This is a genomic window from Actinomadura sp. 1N219, assembly GCF_044326405.1.
Classification (GTDB): domain Bacteria; phylum Actinomycetota; class Actinomycetes; order Streptosporangiales; family Streptosporangiaceae; genus Spirillospora.
Genome location: NZ_JBIRAY010000011.1, coordinates 1 through 19,406, shown reverse-complemented (window position 1 = coordinate 19,406; position 19,406 = coordinate 1). Strand labels below are relative to the sequence as shown.

Annotated in this window: 17 protein-coding genes; 10 read left to right on the top strand and 7 right to left on the bottom strand. The window is 70.0% G+C overall.

The genetic code is table 11. The annotated features are described in order from the left end of the window. Positions 1-1,125: 1,125 nt before the first annotated feature. The 3 genes from ACH35V_RS29280 to ACH35V_RS29270 all read left to right on the top strand — a co-directional run bounded on the left by ACH35V_RS29280 (position 1,126) and on the right by ACH35V_RS29270 (position 5,258). Positions 1,126-3,663 (top strand): ATP-dependent Clp protease ATP-binding subunit, encoded by a 2,538-nt coding sequence (locus tag ACH35V_RS29280; protein ID WP_395977110.1) that lies wholly within the window; start codon positions 1,126-1,128, stop codon positions 3,661-3,663. A gap of 426 nt (positions 3,664-4,089) precedes the next feature. After that, positions 4,090-4,506 carry a VOC family protein gene (locus ACH35V_RS29275; protein ID WP_395977108.1) on the top strand — a complete coding sequence of 139 codons (417 nt, stop codon included), beginning with the start codon at positions 4,090-4,092 and terminating at the stop codon, positions 4,504-4,506. Between the two features lie 80 nt (positions 4,507-4,586). Next, positions 4,587-5,258: a hypothetical protein gene (locus ACH35V_RS29270; protein WP_395977106.1), complete on the top strand. Its 672-nt coding sequence runs from the start codon at positions 4,587-4,589 to the stop codon at positions 5,256-5,258. Here ACH35V_RS29270 and add read toward each other — a convergent pair. Together add and ACH35V_RS29260 are read right to left on the bottom strand one after the other, a co-directional pair. Next, positions 5,221-6,207 carry an adenosine deaminase gene (add, locus tag ACH35V_RS29265; protein WP_395977104.1) on the bottom strand — a complete coding sequence of 329 codons (987 nt, stop codon included), beginning with the start codon at positions 6,205-6,207 and terminating at the stop codon, positions 5,221-5,223. The two genes, ACH35V_RS29270 and add, sit on opposite strands and share 38 nt — an antisense overlap. 579 nt (positions 6,208-6,786) lie before the next feature. After that, entirely contained in the window at positions 6,787-6,921 is a 135-nt protein-coding gene (locus ACH35V_RS29260) for a hypothetical protein (RefSeq protein ID WP_395977102.1), read from the bottom strand. Between the two features lie 160 nt (positions 6,922-7,081). On the opposite strand from ACH35V_RS29260, the gene ACH35V_RS29255 reads away from it, so the two are divergent. After that, positions 7,082-7,354, top strand: a complete 273-nt coding sequence (locus tag ACH35V_RS29255) for a hypothetical protein (RefSeq protein WP_395977100.1) — start codon at positions 7,082-7,084, stop codon at positions 7,352-7,354. Positions 7,355-7,390: 36 nt separating this feature from the next. Beyond that, positions 7,391-8,818, top strand: coding sequence for a serine hydrolase (locus ACH35V_RS29250; protein WP_395977098.1), 1,428 nt, complete (start codon positions 7,391-7,393; stop codon positions 8,816-8,818). 540 nt (positions 8,819-9,358) lie between these two features. On the opposite strand, the gene ACH35V_RS29245 is transcribed toward ACH35V_RS29250, so the two are convergent. Then, positions 9,359-10,246 (bottom strand): A/G-specific adenine glycosylase, encoded by an 888-nt coding sequence (locus ACH35V_RS29245; RefSeq protein WP_395977096.1) that lies wholly within the window; start codon positions 10,244-10,246, stop codon positions 9,359-9,361. Between the two features lie 69 nt (positions 10,247-10,315). On the opposite strand from ACH35V_RS29245, the gene ACH35V_RS29240 reads away from it, so the two are divergent. Further along, positions 10,316-10,948, top strand: coding sequence for a hypothetical protein (locus tag ACH35V_RS29240; RefSeq protein ID WP_395977094.1), 633 nt, complete (start codon positions 10,316-10,318; stop codon positions 10,946-10,948). A 289-nt stretch (positions 10,949-11,237) separates the two neighbouring features. Here the strand turns inward: ACH35V_RS29240 and disA are convergent, their stop codons facing one another. The 4 genes from disA to ACH35V_RS29220 form a co-directional block, all read right to left on the bottom strand. Next, entirely contained in the window at positions 11,238-12,320 is a 1,083-nt protein-coding gene (gene disA, locus ACH35V_RS29235) for a DNA integrity scanning diadenylate cyclase DisA (RefSeq protein WP_395977092.1), read from the bottom strand. Between the two features lie 113 nt (positions 12,321-12,433). Further along, positions 12,434-13,966 carry a DNA repair protein RadA gene (gene radA, locus ACH35V_RS29230; RefSeq protein ID WP_395977090.1) on the bottom strand — a complete coding sequence of 511 codons (1,533 nt, stop codon included), beginning with the start codon at positions 13,964-13,966 and terminating at the stop codon, positions 12,434-12,436. A 113-nt stretch (positions 13,967-14,079) separates the two neighbouring features. Beyond that, positions 14,080-15,201 carry an alpha/beta fold hydrolase gene (locus ACH35V_RS29225; RefSeq protein ID WP_395977088.1) on the bottom strand — a complete coding sequence of 374 codons (1,122 nt, stop codon included), beginning with the start codon at positions 15,199-15,201 and terminating at the stop codon, positions 14,080-14,082. A 127-nt stretch (positions 15,202-15,328) separates the two neighbouring features. Beyond that, a complete protein-coding gene (locus ACH35V_RS29220) occupies positions 15,329-16,027 on the bottom strand; it encodes a class I SAM-dependent methyltransferase (RefSeq protein ID WP_395977086.1) in 699 nt (232 codons plus the stop codon). A gap of 180 nt (positions 16,028-16,207) precedes the next feature. Here ACH35V_RS29220 and ACH35V_RS29215 point away from each other — a divergent pair, with 180 nt between their 5' ends. From ACH35V_RS29215 to ACH35V_RS29200, 4 genes are all read left to right on the top strand, one after another. Continuing rightward, complete coding sequence (locus ACH35V_RS29215; RefSeq protein WP_395977084.1) at positions 16,208-17,092, top strand: sugar phosphate isomerase/epimerase family protein; 885 nt, start codon at positions 16,208-16,210, stop codon at positions 17,090-17,092. An 8-nt stretch (positions 17,093-17,100) separates the two neighbouring features. Next, positions 17,101-17,739 (top strand): TetR family transcriptional regulator, encoded by a 639-nt coding sequence (locus tag ACH35V_RS29210; protein WP_395977082.1) that lies wholly within the window; start codon positions 17,101-17,103, stop codon positions 17,737-17,739. 98 nt (positions 17,740-17,837) lie between these two features. Continuing rightward, positions 17,838-18,569 (top strand): ABC transporter ATP-binding protein, encoded by a 732-nt coding sequence (locus tag ACH35V_RS29205; RefSeq protein ID WP_395977080.1) that lies wholly within the window; start codon positions 17,838-17,840, stop codon positions 18,567-18,569. Next, on the top strand, positions 18,566-19,300 hold the full coding sequence (locus tag ACH35V_RS29200) for an ABC transporter permease (RefSeq protein WP_395977078.1): 735 nt from the start codon (positions 18,566-18,568) through the stop codon (positions 19,298-19,300). Before ACH35V_RS29205 ends, ACH35V_RS29200 begins: the two co-directional genes overlap by 4 nt. Positions 19,301-19,406 lie beyond the last annotated feature (106 nt).

The following is a 19,406-nucleotide window of genomic DNA, read 5'->3' as shown; positions in this document are numbered from 1 at the left end:
TTTCGCTTGAGGCGTCCTTGAGTCACCGGTTCACCCGGCTGGTTCGTCCGCGACGACGTTTCACCCGCAACCCGTTCGCGAGGCTCGTTCGCTCATGCCTCCCGTTCACATGACCGGGTTCGGCTTCGCGTCGTTTCCGCGCACTCCGTTCACCCCCGTACGCCGCGGCAAGTTCCGGCGCGGGGTTGTTTCGCTCGCGCATCCCCTTCACTTGATCATTTGTCCGCGGCGTCGTTTCCTGAGCGCCCCGTTCACGCGTTGGGGTCGGCCCGCTGCGCCGCACCACGTTCCGTTCGCACAGCGAATCCATACGGCCATACACGCGTCCGCCCGCGGCCGTACACGCGTGCGCCCGCGCGGCTCGTGCGCGCGATCCGTCCGGATGGCTAGCCGCACGGTTTGGTTGCGTGGTCGGCCGTGGGCTCCACCTAGGCGGAGCTAGGCGGTCGGTGCGAACGTCTCGTACGCGCGGGCCCGTTCGCCGAGTGGTCCGTCCCTGCGGTCGGCCTCCTGCTGTCCGTTCGCGCGCGGTCGGCACGAGAGGACTCGTACGTGCGGATCGATTCACGGGGCGGGTCCGTCCACGCGGATGGTCGGGAGCCTGTCCGCGCGGCTGGGGCGGTTGGGACGGGGCGCGTACGTGCGGGCCCTCGTAGGCAGTTCGTTCGTGGTGTTGGTTCGCTAGCCGCCTAGTTGGTCTGTGGGCGGTTTGCCGTGGATCCGGTCGGCTCGGCTGGTCTGCCTTAACGGGTTGTAGACCGTTGTTCGCCCAGCGGTACCGTCCAGCCGCTCAATGTCCTGTGGTTGGCGTTCGCTTGTGGCGTAGCGGCCGGACGGTTTGCGAGCGCGCCCGGCGAGGTACAGAGGCCGCGCGGGTGGACCAGCGCCCCCATTCGGCACTCTGGCCCCGCGCCTTGATCCACCTGCGGAAAGCCCTCGTTCGCTTGGGGCGTAGCGGGAACATGACGCGCCGCTGCGGTAGTTGGATGAGACTGAACAGCGCATAGCTGGGGAACGTCTCCTGGTGGGAGTGCACCGGGCGGCCTCCTCGGGGCGGGCTAGCATGCGGAAGGACAGTTCCGGACGTTCCGGACTCTGCCCAACCGCTCTGTGAGGAGCGACGAGATGTTCGAGAGGTTCACCGACCGCGCGCGGCGCGTTGTCGTCCTGGCCCAGGAGGAGGCCAGGATGCTCAACCACAACTACATCGGCACCGAGCACATCCTCCTGGGCCTGATCCACGAGGGTGAGGGTGTCGCTGCCAAGGCTCTGGAGAGCCTGGGGATCAGCCTTGAGGCGGTGCGCCAGCAGGTCGAAGAGATCATCGGCCAGGGCCAGCAGGCGCCGTCGGGCCACATCCCGTTCACTCCGCGTGCCAAGAAGGTCCTTGAGCTGTCGCTGCGCGAGGCGCTGCAGCTCGGCCACAACTACATCGGCACTGAGCACATCCTGCTGGGTTTGATCCGTGAGGGCGAGGGCGTCGCGGCCCAGGTTCTTGTGAAGCTCGGCGCCGACCTCAACAGGGTGCGCCAGCAGGTCATCCAGTTGCTGCACGGCTACCAGGGCAAGGAGCCGGCCGCCTCCGGCGGTCCCTCTGAGTCGGCTCCGTCCACCTCCCTCGTCCTCGACCAGTTCGGCCGCAACCTGACGCAGGCCGCGCGCGAGGGCAAGCTCGACCCGGTGATCGGGCGTGGCAAGGAGATCGAGCGGGTCATGCAGGTGCTGTCCCGCCGTACCAAGAACAACCCGGTGCTGATCGGGGAGCCCGGCGTCGGCAAGACCGCCGTCGTTGAGGGGCTCGCGCAGAAGATCGTCAAGGGCGAGGTGCCCGAGACGCTGAAGGACAAGCAGCTCTACACCCTCGACCTGGGCGCGCTGGTCGCCGGCTCCCGGTACCGCGGTGACTTCGAGGAGCGCCTCAAGAAGGTGCTGAAGGAGATCCGCACCCGCGGCGACATCATCCTGTTCATCGACGAGCTGCACACGCTGGTCGGTGCGGGCGCCGCAGAGGGCGCGATCGACGCCGCGTCCATCCTCAAGCCGATGCTGGCGCGCGGCGAGCTGCAGACCATCGGCGCGACGACGCTGGACGAGTACCGCAAGTACCTGGAGAAGGACGCCGCGCTCGAGCGCCGCTTCCAGCCGATCCAGGTCGCCGAGCCGTCGCTGTCGCACACGATCGAGATCCTCAAGGGCCTGCGGGACCGCTACGAGGCGCACCACCGCGTGTCGATCACCGACAGCGCGCTGGTCGCCGCGGCGCAGCTCGCCGACCGCTACATCAGCGACCGGTTCCTGCCCGACAAGGCGATCGACCTGATCGACGAGGCCGGTTCGCGGATGCGCATCCGCCGGATGACCGCGCCGCCGGATCTGCGCGAATACGACGAGAAGATCGCCGACGTCCGGCGCGACAAGGAGTCCGCGATCGACGCGCAGGACTTCGAGAAGGCCGCGGCGCTGCGCGACAGCGAGAAGAAGCTGCTCGGTCAGAAGGCGCAGCGGGAGAAGGAGTGGAAGGCCGGCGACATGGACGTCGTCGCCGAGGTCACCGACGAGCTGATCGCCGAGGTCCTCGCCACCGCCACCGGCATCCCGGTCTTCAAGCTGACCGAGGAGGAGTCCACCCGGCTGCTGCGCATGGAGGACGAGCTCCACAAGCGCGTCATCGGCCAGGAGGACGCCATCAAGGCGCTCTCGCAGTCGATCCGGCGCACCCGCGCCGGCCTGAAGGACCCGAAGCGTCCCGGCGGCTCGTTCATCTTCGCCGGCCCGTCCGGCGTCGGTAAGACCGAGCTGTCCAAGACGCTCGCGGAGTTCCTGTTCGGGGACGAGGACGCGCTGATCCAGCTCGACATGTCCGAGTTCATGGAGAAGCACACTGTGTCGCGGCTGTTCGGCTCCCCGCCCGGCTATGTCGGGTACGAGGAGGGCGGCCAGCTCACGGAGAAGGTTCGCCGCAAGCCGTTCTCGGTCGTCCTGTTCGACGAGATCGAGAAGGCCCACCAGGACATCTTCAACAGCCTCCTGCAGATCCTGGAGGACGGCCGCCTCACCGACGCGCAGGGCCGTGTCGTGGACTTCAAGAACACCGTCATCATCATGACGACGAACCTGGGGTCCAAGGACATCTCCAAGGGCGTGTCGATGGGCTTCGCCCGCCAGAACGACGAGCAGGGCTCCTACGACCGGATGAAGGCGAAGGTGGGCGAGGAGCTCAAGCAGCACTTCCGTCCCGAGTTCCTCAACCGCGTCGACGACACGGTCGTGTTCCACCAGCTCACCCCGGCCGAGATCATCCAGATCGTCGACCTGATGATCGCGAAGGTGGACGACCGGCTCAAGGACCGCGACATGGGCATCGAGCTGCAGCAGGACGCCAAGGACCTGCTGGCGCTGCGGGGCTACGACCCCGTCCTCGGCGCCCGGCCGCTGCGCCGGACCATCCAGCGGGAGATCGAGGACAGCCTGTCCGAGAAGATCCTCTACAGCGAGCTGAAGGCCGGCCAGATCGTGATCGTGGGCACGGAGGGCTTCGACTCCGACAACAAGGACGCGACGGTGGAGAACGCCAAGTTCACGTTCAAGGGCGTCCCGAAGCCGACCACCGTCCCCGACAGCCCGCCGCCCATCGAGGGCGCGGTCAACTTCAACAAGGACTGAGAACGTCCAGAAAGGGCCCGCACCGGTTCCCCCGGCGCGGGCCCTTCCGCATTCCCCTACACGCCCTACAACCGCATGCCGGCACCTTGCAGGGCCCAGGCCTTGCAGCCGCCTCCCTGGGGCGTCCCCACGGGCGCGCATGGCATCCCTGCAGGCACGGTGCCCTGAGCCCCTGAGACCGCACCTCCGGTGCCTCTGCGGCCGAGTGCCTGGCGTTCGTTGGACGTGCGGGCATCTGCCCAGCGGCGTCCCTGCGGCCGATCGCCCGGTGCCGCTGAGGGCGCATGGTTGGTGCCCCGGTGGGCAGCATGCGCGTACCGCTGGAGACAATCGCGTATTGCTGGGGCTCCCGGCATTCGCGCACCGCTCCCGGCATTCGCGCATTGCTGGCGGTATCCGCGTACCGAACGACTCGCAGGAGCCGACATGAGTCACCCGCCGCGCATGGTTCTGTCCGCGCCCGTCCTCGACGCCCCCGACCCGCACGCTTTGGCGGCCTTCTACAGGCGCCTCCTGGGCTGGACGGTCGTGCAGGACGAGCCCCACTGGGTGAAGCTACGACCGCCCAACGGCGGCACCGGACTGTCGTTCCAAGCGGAGCCTCTCTACAAGGCGCCCACATGGCCCGCCACTGCCGACGACTCCCAGCAGATGATGGCCCACCTGGACATTGAGGTGGACGACCTCGACGCGGCCGGCGAGCACGCGGAAGCCGCAGGGGCCGTCCTGGCCGACTTTCAGGCCGACGAGGACGTTCGCGTCTACCTTGACCCGGCCGGACACCCGTTCTGCCTCTTCCTCCCAGAGCCGGAGGAGCCTCTCCATCCCGGTGACGGCCCGTAATCCACAGAACGCTGTTCTGCTGCCTTCGACCACCGGCGTCAGCGACCCTGGATGTCGGAGGTGGCCCATAGTGTTCGAACATGCGATCGAATACGGAGCCTCAACGGGAAAGGCGCGCCCGCGAAGCCCACATCGCGCAGGCGTTCTTGCGGGACGTCCGCTCTCCCGCGCCGGCCCAGCTTCCGATCTTCCGGTCGCGCCTGCAGGGCGAACTGCTGGCGCGGCTGCTGCTGGGTCCGGAACGCGAGATGTCGATGCTCGATCTCGCGGTGATGCTCCACACCGACCTCGCTTCGGTGATGCGCGAGGTGGAGCGCCTGGCCCGGGCAGGCATCCTCGATCTGCGCCGCACCATGGCCGGACGCCTGGTGAGACGGGACGCCGACAGCCCGCTGTACGAGCCTCTCGCTCACCTCCTGATGCTGACCTTCGGCCCGGCGGCGGTGGTGGCCGAGGAGTTCGGACGGCTGCCGTCCGTCCGGGAGGTCCATCTCTTCGGTGCCTGGGCGGAACGCTACGAACACCCGACCGGCACCCACCCAGCCGACGTGGAGGTCCTCATCGTCGGACACATCAACGGGGAAACCGCATTCGACGTCGCTCAGGAGGCCGCTGCCCGCCTAGGCCTCCCAGTGCATCCCGTCGTCCGCACGCCGGCCCAATGGCACGACGACAACGACCCCTTCCTCCGCGAGATCCGCAACGCCCCCCGAATCACTCTCCACCCTCAGCAGCCGACAGCCAGGTGCTGATTTCTCGGTGGAGGCGGGACTTGATCGAGGACGGGGCGAATGAAGCGTCCACGCCAGCACTGGCCAAGTCGGCCAGGATTCGGTCGTCGTAGCCGAAAGCGTCGCGGACACGGGCGTACTCGGCGCTGAGGGAGGTGCCGATCAGGGCGGGGATGTCGGTGTTGAGAGTCACGATCAGGCCCGCGTCACGAAGCCGGGGAAGGGGGTGATCTTCGAGGGCGGGGACGAATCCCAGGGCGAGATTCGAGGACGGGCACACCTCGAGCGGGATCTGGCGTTCGCGGACTTCGGCGACAAGGTCCGGATCGTCCAGGACACGGATGCCGTGACCGAGGCGTTCGGCGCGTCCAGGGCCGATCGCCTGGCGGATGCTCGCCGGGCCCTCGCCTTCGCCCGCATGGTGAACGACGTGCAGGCCCGCCTCTCGCGCAGCGGCGAAAACCTCGTTGAACGGATCGCCGGGGCAGCCCTCGTCACCGGCGAGGCCCACGGCGACGACGCCCTCGTGGCGGCGTGCGAGATCGAGGGTCCGCCAGGCGCGTTCGACGGACCGGCGCCGGGAGTGGTCGAGGATGAGGCGGCACTCGATCCCGAACGCTTCGCGTCCAGCGTCCAGCCCCTCCAGGACGGCGGCCAGCGGCATACCGAGGTCGCCGAGCCGCTCACCATGGCCGGCCGCGGTAAAGGACACCTCGGCGTAGCGGACGCCCTGCGCAGCCTCGTCCTCGCAGAACTCATAGGCGACCCTCCGGAAGTCACCGGCACGGCGCAGGCATGCCCGGACGAGGTCGTTCTGCGCGAAGAAGGCGGCGAAGCTCCCAAAGGCGCCCACGTCATCGGGCACCTTCACACCGTTGGCCGCGCCGATCTCCCGAAGCGTGGCCCACCGCACGGTGCTCTCCAGATGCACATGCAGATGGACTTTGGCCAAGCTCAACAGATCACGCACGCCCGTAAGCTACGCGACGCCCGACAACACCGCCCAACCATTATCCGACGCCGACCTGCAAAAGGGCCCCGACCAGGGCTCCCTCAAAGTTGAGGTGGATTGCGGATTGCGGATTGCGGTGTGCGGGTTGCCAAGTGTTGCTTCTGCCGAGCGTTGCGCGGAGATCCAGGCGATGGCTCGGCCTGTGCGTATGGACGCTGGGGGGTGAGGGCGCGTGTGCGCATGCGAGTGCTGACGAAGCTGGAGGCGGTCCTAAGTGGGTTTCGGACGGTGTTCGGGTGATCGCTTGGGTGAGAGCGACAAGGCGCAGCCGTGGCGCATGGCTGTTTGCGAGTTTCGGGGGTTCGGCTGTGCATTACGGGAGGTGGCCAGGTCAACAGCGTGGGGAGGTCGGTCGCACCGCTGTTGCCGAGGTCGCTTCGGGCAATGGTTGGCCGAGGCTCGGGTGCGCGGTCCTAGGTGTGCGCGGTGCTAGGGGTGCGCGGTCCTAGTTCGCGGCGGACGCGTCGTACGTCAACTTCGCCGATCCGGACCTGGAGGACTGGCGTTCGGCGTACTACGGCTCGAACCTGGCGCGGCTCACCCGAGATCAAGCGCCGCCCGGGTCTGCAGCCACGGCCAGAAGCCGGGACGCTCGGGGTCGCGATGCGGGCCCGGCGCGGGCTCCAGGTCGACCAGCCGCAGCCGGCGCCGCTCCGCCGCCGCGACCGGCAAGCCCAGAGGTGCGGGGTGCTAGTGGTGCGGGGTGCTAGTGGTGCGCGGTGCTAGGGGTGCGCGGTGCTAGGGGTGCGCGGTGCTAGACCTAGAGGTGCGCGTAGGGGTGCGCGGTCCTAGACCCAGAGGTGTGCGGTGCTAGAGGTGTGCGGTGCTAGGGATGGGGCGCGCAATTGATGCGCATCAGCATGTGCTCGATGTTGGGGTGGTCGTCGTGTGTGGGGCTCGGAAATACCGGCAGCTTCCGGAGCTGGCGGAAGTGCTGCTCGGAATGCTGGATGCGCCTATCGCAGACGCGGGGATGGAGCCCCGCCACTGGACCGCGGGCGGCGGAACCTCCGGCAACTGGGTGGACGGCTTCTGGAACTCGTCCGATCGGAACTTCAAGTCCAAGATTCGGACATCGCTTTCCCTGGGGGCCGCGCACCCCTAAGCTGATCAACTTCGCCGACGGGGAAAGGGGAAACCGGTGAAGCACAGATGGATGTACGGGGCCATCGGGGTACTGACCGCAGCGGCTCTGACGGGCTGTTCTGCGAGCCCGGCCCAGGTGGACGCGGCAAACGTCGCCGACGCGCAGAAGACGAGCAAGGTCGCGGAACGGCTGCGCCTTGCCATGAACCAGTTGCGGTTTCAGGAAGTTCTCGACACCGCGCCGCCGACCACGACACAACTCCGCACCATGCAGAACCCCGTGGACAAGGAGGCGCAGCGCTCGCGGCCGTTCACCACGGCTGATCCTAAGCCGATCGTGCAGCAGCCGCAGATGGACGCCACGATCATCGAATTGGACAAGCACGGTCGTCCCGTCTCGTCCGGCACTGTTCTGATGAGCCCGTCCTACAAGGACGGCGTGATCGTGCCGGTCGACCGGAACCTGTCCACGACGAGTGTGCGGTGGCGCCAGTGGGATGACGCGGGCTGGTACAAGAACAAGGGCCAAGGCACCATCGACGTGGTTCCGGGCAGGGAGGGCGCGCCGCTCGACCACATGCTCGATTACCCCGCGTCCGTGTTGAAGCTCATGGTCAATTTCGGGGTGCTGCAGCTCGTCGACAAGGGCGAGATCACGCTGGACGAGACCTACGCCTATGAGCCGACCGAGATCAGCCCGCTGTGCGGGGAGGCGACCAGCAACACCGTCCGCAAGTACATGGACGCGTCGCTCACCTGGTCGTCCAACGCCGCGTCCTGCGCGCTGATCAAGCTGCTGCACGACCACAAGGCCATCGACCCGCTGAACCAGAAATTCCAGGACCTCGGGCTGGAGACGCTGCAGCTCAAGGGCACCAGGGCGTCCAACGGCGGCCGCTGGTCGAACGAGGTCACGATGAGCTCGCTCGACACCGCCAAGCTGCTGACGCTCGTCAACGGCGCCCCAGGCACGGTGTGGACGGCCCCCAACGGCAAGCCGGTGAAAAGCGACGACGCGCTGAGCCCGGCGTCGCGTAAGTTCTTCCGCGCCGTGCTGGCGCAACAGGGGTTCAACGACATGCTGTCCAGCACGAACTGGTGCGGCGGGAAGTACCCGGCGGCCGGCCTGCCGAACGCCGCCCCGTCCCGCTGGGTCGGCGTGGACGGCACCGTGACCGTCGACGGCAACAAGTTCGGGCGGGACGTCCGTCCCTGCAACAAGAAGGCCGAGGTCGCGTTCGCGCACAAGACCGGCTGGGTGAACAACTCGGCCGGCGACGCGGGCATCGTCCGGGCCCTGCGCGGCGCGGACGGGCGCCACTACGTGATCGTCGTCTTCTCGAACCTCGGCACGCAGTACGTCGATGCTGGACGGCCCGAGACGCCTCCCGGCATCTACCCGTTCACCTACACCGAGAAGTTCGCGCAACTCGGCCGCACCATGGACGCCTACGAGAAGCGCCGCGCCGCCACCACCAACTGAGCCCGCGTTTGAGGGCCGGTCTTAGTCCGGATCGGCCCTCAGACGGGTGGTCTTGGACGGTCCCGGCTTCGGTCCCTGGAGCGTCCGTCCCGATTGGTCTCCAGGGTTGGACGTGGACGTGGTGGCTTGCTGAGCGTCAGTCCTGGGGTCCGGTTCCGATCGGTTCTCGAGGGCAGCCCTGGGACGGTCCACAGGTCGGGCTTGGCGCTTCTACAGGGCTGGACCTGCTCGGCTCCGAACGGTCGGTCCTGATTGCTTCTGCGGGGGCGCCTCTGGACGGGCGCCCTGCAGCGGGTTGGACTTGAGTCGCTCTGCAGCTCGGTTTCGAACCCACCAATCTGGTCGCCCGCGTCCATCGGATTAAAAGTCCGGAGCTCTGTGGGTTGGTCTTGATTGCGTCTGCGGGTGCTGCTGGACGTGTGTCTGTAGGGGGCGGACTTGTGTCGCCTCTGCAGGTCGGGTTTAGGGCAGCCGGTTTTGGTTGCGTCTGCGGGGGTGCTGCTCGGTGGGTGCTCTTTAGGGGCGCGGCTGAGGGAGTGGTTACTGGGGGAGGGCGTAGCGGCCGTCGTCCAGGGGGTCTATCAGGCCGTCTGCGATTAGGGCGTCGAGGGCGCGTTCGCGTTGTGGGGCGTCCGACCAGACGATGTCGAGGGACGGTTTCGCGACCGGGCCTTCGGCGTCGCGGAGGACGGCGAGGATGCGGCCCCGGCACTGCCGGTCGGTTCCCGCGTACGTCTGGCCCCGGCGGGGTGGGCCGTCGTAGGCGGGACGCCCGTTCCGCTGCCACGTGCACTTGTCGAACACCGGGCAGTCGACGCAGCGGGGCGCGCGGGCCGTGCACACCAGCGCGCCCAGCTCCATGACGGCGACGGCCCAGCGGGCGGCGGTCGCGGGATCGACGGGCAGGAGGCCCTCCGCCAGCTCCACCTCGGCTTTCGTCTGCGACTTCGGCGGATATTCGTCGCCGGACAGCAGTCTGGCCAGGACGCGCCGCACGTTGGTGTCGAGGACGGCGTGCCGCTGCTGGAACGCGAAACTCGCGACGGCCGCGGCGGTGTAGGTGCCGATGCCGGGCAGTGCCAGCAGGTCCTCGTGCGATGACGGGACCTCGCCGCCATGCCGTTCGGTGATCGCGCGGGCGCTCTCGTGCAGGCGCAGCGCGCGGCGCGGATAGCCGAGCCGTCCCCATTCCCGGACGGCCTCCCCGGACGGTTCGGCGGCGAGCGCGGCAGGCGTCGGCCAGCGGGACATCCAGGCGTCCCAGACCGGCAGGACGCGCGACACCGGCGTCTGCTGGAGCATGATCTCGCTGACCAGGACGCCCCACGGGGTCGCGTCCGGCGCCCGCCACGGGAGATCCCGGGCGTTCGCCTCGTACCAGTCGAGGATGGGCGCGGTGTAAGCGGTGTTCACGGTGGTGGTGTTCATGGCGCGCCGCCATTGTGGCACGCGGCGGGTCGTCCCCTCTTTCCGGATCGCTGAATGCATACTGACCGCATGGGGGCGAATACTGGACGTAACGAGGACGGTTCTCGGCTCGACCAATACTGGCGCCGCCGCGCGGTCGCCTTGACCTGTGTTATCGGCGCGGTCGGCCTGCTCGCCTGGGGCTGCGCGGGCGACGGCGACGGCAGCGACTCGGGGGAGTCCGGGCCGGTACGGAAGGCGGGCGCGGTCGGCAGCGCGAGCCCCGGGTCCCCGCCGACGGCGATGCCGACGGTCACCGTCACCACGACGGCCACCCCGAAGCCGAAACGGTCGGACGACGGTGGCCCCTGCCGCGAGGACGACCTGGTGGTCAGCATGTCGACGTCCCGGGACGCCTACGCGGGCGCCGCCCGTCCCGAGTTCAAGATCATGGTCGTCAACACGGGTGAGGGCTCCTGCGAGTTCGCCATGCGCGGCTTCGACGTCCGCGTCACGTCCGGTGACGACCGGATCTGGTCGTCCGCCGAATGCCGCCGCGGCGACCCGTCCAAGGAGACGCTCCGGAGGGGCATTCCCTTCGTCGAAACCATTGCCTGGAAACGCACGCGCGGCTGCAAGGACGGCAGTCCCGCCCGTCCTGGCACCTACGTGGCCGACCTGAAAGGCCACAAGGTCAAGAAGCAGATCTTCCGCCTCCGCTGAAGCACCGCCCAGCGCCGCCGGATCTGCTACTGCGCTGGCCTCAGCTGTCTATCGCGCCGACCTCAGCCATCGCCGCAACCACGCGACAACCCAGACCGTCGCGATCGCGTCCGAAGGCAGGTTCGAGCGAAGCGAGAACCTGATCGCGCAGCGAGCCGCCAGGCGAGTCGGAGCGATGCAGCGATCGCACGCAGTGCTCGACGATGGAGGGCCGCCAAGGCCCGAAGGAGGAGAGCACTGCAATGAGCACAGCAGGCCCGCCAGGGCCGAAGGAGGAGAGAAATGCCAATTACACGTAGCGTTCGAGGATCGAGGATTCGGCCAGGCGGGAGAGGCCTTCGCGGACGCTGCGGGCCCGGGATTCGCCGACGCCGCCGACCGCCTGGAGGTCGTCGATGCTGGCCGCCAGGAGTTTCTGCAGGCCGCCGAAGTGTTCGACGAGGCGTTCGACGACCATGCTCGGCAGCCTCGGGACCTTGGCGAGGAGGCGGAAGCCCTTGGGGCTGACGGGCAGGTCGAGGGCGTCCGGGCCGGCGAAGCCCATCACCTCGGCGACCGTGGACAGGTCCAGCAGCTCGTTCGCGGACAGCGTGTCGAGGGCGGTGAGGATGGCGTTGACGCCGCGGGCGCGGGTGTCGTCGGACGGGTAGTCGCGGACGATCAGCTCCCGGTCGACGTCGACGCCGGAGACCAGCTCGTCGAGCTGGAGGGACAGCAGGCGGCCGTCCGTGCCGAGTTCGACGACGTAGCCTTCGATCTCGTCGGCGATGCGGCGCACCATCTCCAGGCGCTGGACGACGGCGCTGACGTCCCGGACGGTGACGAGGTCCTCGATCTCCAGCGCCGACAGCGTGCCGGACACCTCGTCCAGCCGCAGTTTGTAGCGTTCGAGCGTGGCCAGGGCCTGGTTGGCCTTGGACAGGATCGCGGCGGAGTCTTCGAGGACGTAGCGGATGCCGTCGAGGTACAGCGCGATGATGTGCATCGACTGGCTGACCGAGATGACGGGGAAGCCGGTCTGGCGGGCGACGCGCTCGGCGGTGCGGTGGCGCGTCCCCGACTCCTCGGTGGGGATGGTCGAGTCGGGCACGAGGTGGACGGCGGCGCGGACGATGCGGCTGTGCGTGTCGTCGAGGACGATCGCGCCGTCCATCTTCGCGAGCTCGCGCAGCCGGGTGGCGGAGAACTCGACGTCGAGCTCGAAGCCGCCCGAGCACAGCTCCTGGACCGGTTCGTCCCAGCCGAGCACGATCAGGCCGCCGGTGTGGCCCCGCAGGATCCGCTCCAGTCCGTCGCGAATCTGGGTGCCCGGGGCCACCGCGGCCAATGTGGCGCGGCGGCGTTCGTCATGACCCTTGTCGTGTGATGGCACCTGACCCCCGGAGGTCGCTGGACGGCGTCAGTTTACCGAGGAGGGCCGCGCGCTGGTTCCTCCCCTGGTCGCAACCATGTGCTGCGCGGGGTAATACTCTGGCGGGATCCAGGTTACGGGGCCGTAAAGGCGACTTGCAGGGCCTGCTGCAGGCTGTCGACCTCCATCACCTTCATGCCCTCGTAGCTCGTGAGCTGCGGGTCGGCGCGTTTGAGCGGCGATCCGTCGGCGAGTTCGAGGGATCCGCGCGGGACGACGGCGTGCTTGAATCCGAGCCGCGCCGCCTCGGCCAGCCGCCGCTGGACGCCCGGCACGACGCGCACCTCGCCGGCGAGCCCGACCTCGCCGAGCGCGATGAGGCTGCTCGACAGCGACTGCTCGACGGTGGACCCGGCGACGGCGAGGGCGAGGGCCAGGTCGACGGACGTCTCGGTGAGCCGGACGCCGCCGACCGTCGACACGTACACGTCCTGCTCGTGCATGGAGATCTTGCAGCGCTGCGCGAGGACGGCGAGGACCATCGCGACGCGGGAGGTGTCCAGCCCGGACGTGGCGCGCCGCGGCGCCGGGAGGTGCGACTTCGCGACCAGGGACTGCACCTCGGCGACGAGGGGGCGGCGGCCTTCGAGCGTCACGGTCACGCAGGTGCCGGGGACGGGCTCGTCCCGCCGGGTGAGGAACAGCCCGCTCGGGTCGGGCAGGCCGACGATGCCGAGTTCGGACAGGTCGAAGCAGCCCAGCTCGTCGGTCGGCCCGTAGCGGTTCTTCACGGCGCGGATCATGCGGAGCCTTGAGTGCCGGTCGCCCTCGAAGTACAGGACGACGTCGACGAGGTGCTCCAGCAGCCGCGGCCCCGCGATCGCGCCGTCCTTGGTGACGTGCCCGACCAGCATGACGGTGATGCCGCGTTCCTTGGCCACGCGGATGAGGTTGGCGGCGACCTCCCGGATCTGCGTGACGCCGCCGGGCGCGCCGTCGGCCTCGGACGACCCGATCGTCTGGATGGAGTCGACCACGAGAAGGGACGGCTCGACGGCGTCGACGTGCCCGAGGATCGCGGACAGTTCCGTCTCGGCGGCCAGGTACAGGTCGTCGGTGATCGCCCCGACGCGGTCGGCGCGCAGCCGCACCTGTTCGGCGGACTCCTCGCCCGTCACGTACAGGACGCGCTGCCCCTCCGGCTTCCCGTCCGCCTGCCGGTCCGGCTTCCCGTCTGCCTGCCGGTCCGGCTTGCCGTCCGGCTTCCGGTCCGGCTTGCCGACCTCCGATCCGCGCGCCGCCGGGACGTTGGTCTCGGACGGCGTGGACGCCAGCGCGGCGACTTCCAGGAGGAGGGTCGACTTGCCGATGCCCGGCTCGCCCGCCAGCAGCAGGACGGCGCCGGGCACGATGCCGCCGCCGAGGACGCGGTCCAGTTCGTCCAGGCCGGTGGCTCTGGTCTGCGCGGACCGCACGTCCACCTGCCCGATCGGACGCGCCGGCGTGCTGACCGGCCCGGCGGACACGACCCGCGCCGGGGTCGCGGACGCGCCCTCGATGACCGTGCCCCAGGTCTGGCACTCGCCGCAGCGTCCGACCCATTTGGACGTCTGCCAGCCGCACTCCGAGCACCGGTAGGCCGCCTTGGCCGTCTTCGCCTTCGCCATGCGCCGAAGCGTAGAGGTCTCCTCTGACACGCAGGCGCAGACAGGCGCAGACAGGCGCAGGCAAGCGCAGGCAAGCGCAGGCAAGCGCGGACCGGCGCGAACCGGCGGACGTGTCAGGCGGAGAGGTTCTTGCGGGCGCGTTCGACGAGGTCGCCCAGGTGGTCGGCGACGACGCTCGGCCGCTCCATCATGACCATGTGCCCGGCGGACGGGACGATCTCCACCCGCGCGTCCGGCACGCAGGAGGCGATCTTGAGGCTGTGCCCGGCGGGGGTGAGCAGGTCGTGCTCCGCGCCGATGACCAGGGTGTCGGCGCCCGCGAGGGACGCGCAGTCGCTGATCCCGTCGGCCGTGATCATCGAGTGGAGGAAGCCGGCGAAGGCGTCCATCCGGGTCTCGGCCATCATCCGCTCGGCGAACGCGACGGCGCCGGGTCCGGCGTCGGGGCCGAACGCGATCAGGTCCTCGACGAGCACGGCGGCGTGGCGGCCGAGGGGGCGGACCCGCTCGACCGCGCCCGACCCGGCGCCGAGGGCGCCGAGCGCGCGGGGCAGCATGCGGTGGGTGGCGCGCGCGAGCAGCGCGGGCGCGCCGAGGGTGACCTCGCCGAGCCCGCCGGACGACGTGCACACCAGCCCCGCGGCGACGATCTTGCTGCCGATGAGGCCGGGGTTCTCGTCCGCGTACCGCAGGACGGTCATCCCGCCCATCGAGTGGCCGACGAGGATGACCGGCGTCCCCTCGGGGACGGTCGCGTCGATGACGGCGCCGAGGTCGGCGGCGAGGCGGGAGACCGCGTAGCCCTCGCGGGCGCCGCCGTCGGAGCGGCCGTGGCCGCGGTGGTCCCAGAAGACGAGGCGGCCGAGTCCGCGCAGGGCCTTGCGCTGGAAGTGCCAGGAGTCCTGGGTGAGCGTCCAGCCGTGGGAGAACACGATGGCGAGGTCGGTGCGGACGTCGCCGTCGACCTCGGCGTACAGGCGCGTGCCGTCGTCGGCGCGAACGGGGACGGGACGGCCGCGCAGCGATCCGAACGGCTCCCCGGCGAACGGGTCGGGGCGCAGGTTCAGGCGGCGCAGGGCACGGCGCTGGACGGTCAGCCCGGCGAGCCCCGCCCCGGCTCCTGCCGCGCCGAGCGCCGTGGCGGCGAGCGCCCCGCGAAGAGCCCGTCCCTGGAGCGACCGGCCCCGACGTGGCGGTCCAGCGGTGACGCGGCTCGGCTTGGCGGCATGGTCCATGGCCGGTTCCTCCCGATCCATCCTCAAGGTCGCGGCACGCCGTCCGTCCGGGCGCCGCGAGCACCTCCGGAGCCCATTGTTGTATACGGAGTCCAGTAGGCGCCATCCCGGGGGGCCTGCCGGCGGCTCAAGGGCGGCGCCACCACAGGTTCACGGCGTAGTCCACCTCAAGGCCGGGGTGTTCGCGCAGGCAGGCGTCCGCCAGGTCGGGCGGGAACTCGATCCGCAGGACGGCGGCGAAATCGTCCCGGCTCTGGAACGACCACCGGATCGTCAGCGGCTCGCGGGCGAAGCCGTGCCGCGTCCAGAACCGCTCCACGGCCTCCGGGTCGTACGTCGGCAGGCCGCGCCGGAACCAGCGGCCGAACGTCGACCGGGTCGCGTCGTTGTCGATGATGAAGATCGCGCCGCCGTGCCGGACGACCCGTCCCAGCTCGGCGAGGCCCGGCTCGCAGCCCGGCCCGAAGAAGTACGCCCACCGGGCGTGGACGATGTCGACCGACGCGTCCGGAAGCGGCAGCGCCTGCGCGGCGCCGACCCGGACCGTGACGTTCGGCAGGCCGCGGGCCCTGCGCGCGGCCGCGGACGCGAGGGCCTTGTGCGGCTCGACGCCGATCACCCGGTGCGCGTCCGCGGCGAAGAACGGCAGGTGGAAGCCGGTGCCGCAGCCGACGTCCAGGACGTCCGCCCCCTTCCACGGACGGATCGCGCGCATCGCGTCGGCCAGCACGCCGTCAGGGTCGACGGCCCGGTTCTCCAGTTCGTAGACCTCTGGGGTGTTCCAGATGTTGGGGCTCGGCACGGCGCCCGGTGCGATCTCGGCCACGGGGCAGAGGGTAGCCACCGCCTGGCGGGACGAAAGCAGGATCACGCGGGGCGAGGGTTTCATCACGCCCGGGGCCGCATAGGCTTTCCTTTGCGTACAGCACCCTTCGACCGTCGGCCCGACGAGCTCGACCGTCGGCCCAAACGAAACTGCCGAGCGACCATTCCTGGCGAGGAAGCCTTGACCGCGCAGCACAACGGCGTCTCTGCACCGGCCCTCCGCGTCCCGGACGCGCCGATCACCCTCTCCACCGCGTCGGTGTACCCGGAGAAGGTACCGAGCGCGTTCGAGATCGCCGCGCTGCTGGGCTACGACGGCATCGAGGTCATGGTCTCCACGGACGCCTCGTCCCAGGACCTGAACGTCCTGCGCCGGCTGTCCGACTACCACCAGGTCCCGATCAGGTCGATCCACGCGCCGTGCCTGCTGCTCACCCAGCGGGTCTGGGGACGCGAGCCGTGGGGCAAGTTGGTGCGTTCCAAGGAGGTCGCGGAGGAGCTCGGCGCGGAGGTCATCGTCGTCCACCCGCCGTTCCGCTGGCAGCGCGACTACGCCAAGGAGTTCGTCGAGGGCCTCGCCCGCATGCAGGACGAGACGGACGTGCTGTTCGCGGTGGAGAACATGTTCCCCCTCAAGGCGCGCGGCGCGGAGGCGGGCATGTACCTGCCCGACTGGAACCCCGTCGACCAGGACTACCCGCACGTCACCCTCGACCTGTCGCACACCGCCGTCTCCGGCTCCGACCCCCTCGACATGGCGGCGAGCCTCGGGGACAGGCTGCGGCACATCCACCTCGCCGACGGCGTGGGCATCACCAACAAGGACGAGCATCTCGTCCCCGGCCGCGGCAACCAGCCCTGCGGGACGATGCTGGAGAACCTGGCCGAGAGCGGCTTCGGCGGGCACATCGTCATGGAGATCAACACGCGCCGCGCGTCCAGCCGCGTCGAGCGGATGGAGGACCTCGCCGAGTCGCTGGCCTTCGCGCGCCTGCACCTGGCCGCCGCCGACCGCACCTGGGAGGTCACGTCGGCCGGTGAGGTCACCCGCCGGGGCGTGCGGTGACCCGCCCGGTGGACGAACCGGACGCGCGGCAGACGGGCAAGCAGACGGGCAAGAAGCGCAGCGGGAGCGGCTCGTCGCGGGGGCCGGGGCGGCGGCCGGGTCCGACCGAGACCCGCGAGAAGATCCTCGCCGAGGCGCGCGACCTGTTCGCCGAGAAGGGCTACGACGGCGCCTCGCTGCGCGCCATCGCCCGTGCCGCCGGCGTCGACCCCGCGCTCGTCCACCACTTCTTCGGGACGAAGGAGGGCGTGTTCATCGAGGCGATGCGCTTCCCGGTGGACCCGGCCGTGATGCTGCCCCGCGTGATGTCCTTCCCCCGGGACCGGTTCGGCGAGCTGATGGTCCGCACGTTCCTGGACGTGTGGGGCGACGACGAGCGCAGGGCGCCGATCCTCGCCATGCTCCGCTCGGCGATGACGAACGAGCGCGCGGCGGCGCTGCTGCGCGAGTTCGTCACGACCGTCCTGTTCGGCCGCGCCTCGAAGATCACCGAAGCCCCGGCACTGCAGATCCAGGCCGCCGCCGGGCAGATGATCGGGCTGATGATCCTCCGCTACGTGGTGCGCGTGGAGCCGCTCGCGTCCGCCACCGAGGACGAGCTGATCGAGCTGGTGGCCCCCACCATCCAGCGCTACTTCGTCACCTGACCCCCGCGTCCGGGGCGTTCCCGGAGCCGGCCCCTCCCCCTCCTTCCGTCATGCGGGAACCCCTTGACCGCGCACGCCCGCGAGCATAAATTCAACACATGATGAGTTCTAGTCCGGCGGTCCGCGTCGAGGCCCTCCGGGTCGTGCGCGGCGGCCGCGAGGTCCTGCACGGGGTCACCTTCGACGTGCCGCGCGGCTCCGTCCTCGGACTGCTCGGCCCGAGCGGCTGCGGGAAAACCACGCTGATGCGGGCGCTCGTCGGCGTCCAGATCGTGAAGAGCGGCACGGTGACCGTCCTCGGCGAGCCCGCCGGGTCGCCCGGGCTGCGGCGCCGTGTCGGGTACTCGACGCAGACGCCCGCCGTGTACGCCGACCTGACCGTCGCCGAGAACCTGCGCTACTTCGCGTCCGTCCTGCGGGCGCCCCGCGCCGACGCCGACCGCGTCACCGGCGAGGTCGGCCTCGGCGAGCACCGCGACCAGACCGCGCAGACGCTGTCCGGCGGGCAGCTCAGCCGCCTCAACCTCGCCGTCGCCCTGCTCGGCTCGCCCGACCTGCTCGTCCTGGACGAGCCGACCGTCGGCCTCGACCCGGTGCTGCGCCAGGAGCTCTGGGAGCTGTTCCGCGGGCTGGCCGACCGGGGCGTCACCCTCGTCGTGTCCAGCCACGTCATGGACGAGGCGGGACGCACCGACCGGCTGCTGCTCATGCGCGAGGGCAGGCTCCTCGCCGACGGCACGCCCGACGGGCTGCGCTCCCGCACCGGCACGCCCGACCTGGAACAGGCGTTCCTCCAGCTGATCGCCGAGAAGGCAGGGAGCCCCGCATGAGCATCGCCGTCACGTTCGCCACGATGCGGCGCATCCTGGCGCAGCTCAAGCACGACCGCCGGACGCTCGCCCTGCTGATCGGCGTGCCCGCGCTGCTGATGATCCTGCTGCGGTACGTGTTCGACCAGCCGGCGCTCTTCGACCGGATCGGGCCGATGCTGCTCGGCCTGTTCCCGTTCATCGTCATGTTCGTCGTCGCCAGCGTCGCCACCCTCCGCGAGCGGACGAGCGGCACCCTCGAACGGCTGATGACGATGCCGCTCGCCAAGCTCGACCTGCTGATCGGCTACGCCCTCGCGTTCGGCGTCCTGACCCTCGTCCAGGTCGGCGCCGTGCTCCTCATCTCGCTGACCTGGCTCGGCCTCGACCTCGACGGGACGCTCGGCTCGCTCGTCCTCGTCTCCCTGCTGGACGCGCTGCTCGGCATGGCCCTCGGCCTGTTCGCGAGCGCGTTCGCGCGGACGGAGTTCCAGGCCGTCCAGTTCCTGCCCGCGTTCGTCCTGCCGCAGCTGCTGCTCTGCGGCCTCATCATCCCGCGCGACTCGATGGCGTCCTGGCTGGAGGCCGTCTCGGACGTCCTGCCGCTCACCTACGCCGTCGAGGGCATGCAGGAGATCAGCGCCCATCCCGACGTCACCGGCACGCTCACCCTCGACATCGCCGTCATGGCCGCGTTCACCCTCACCGCCCTCCTCCTCGGCGCCGCGACCCTCCGCCGCCGCACTGTGTAGACCCTGGGGGCGACCCCCTGGAACCCCCGTCACGGTCGGAGGGCCGTTTCCCGAGCCGCTGGCGCGTCTCGCGAAAACGCCCACCCACCGGCGGGGGGGGGGGGGG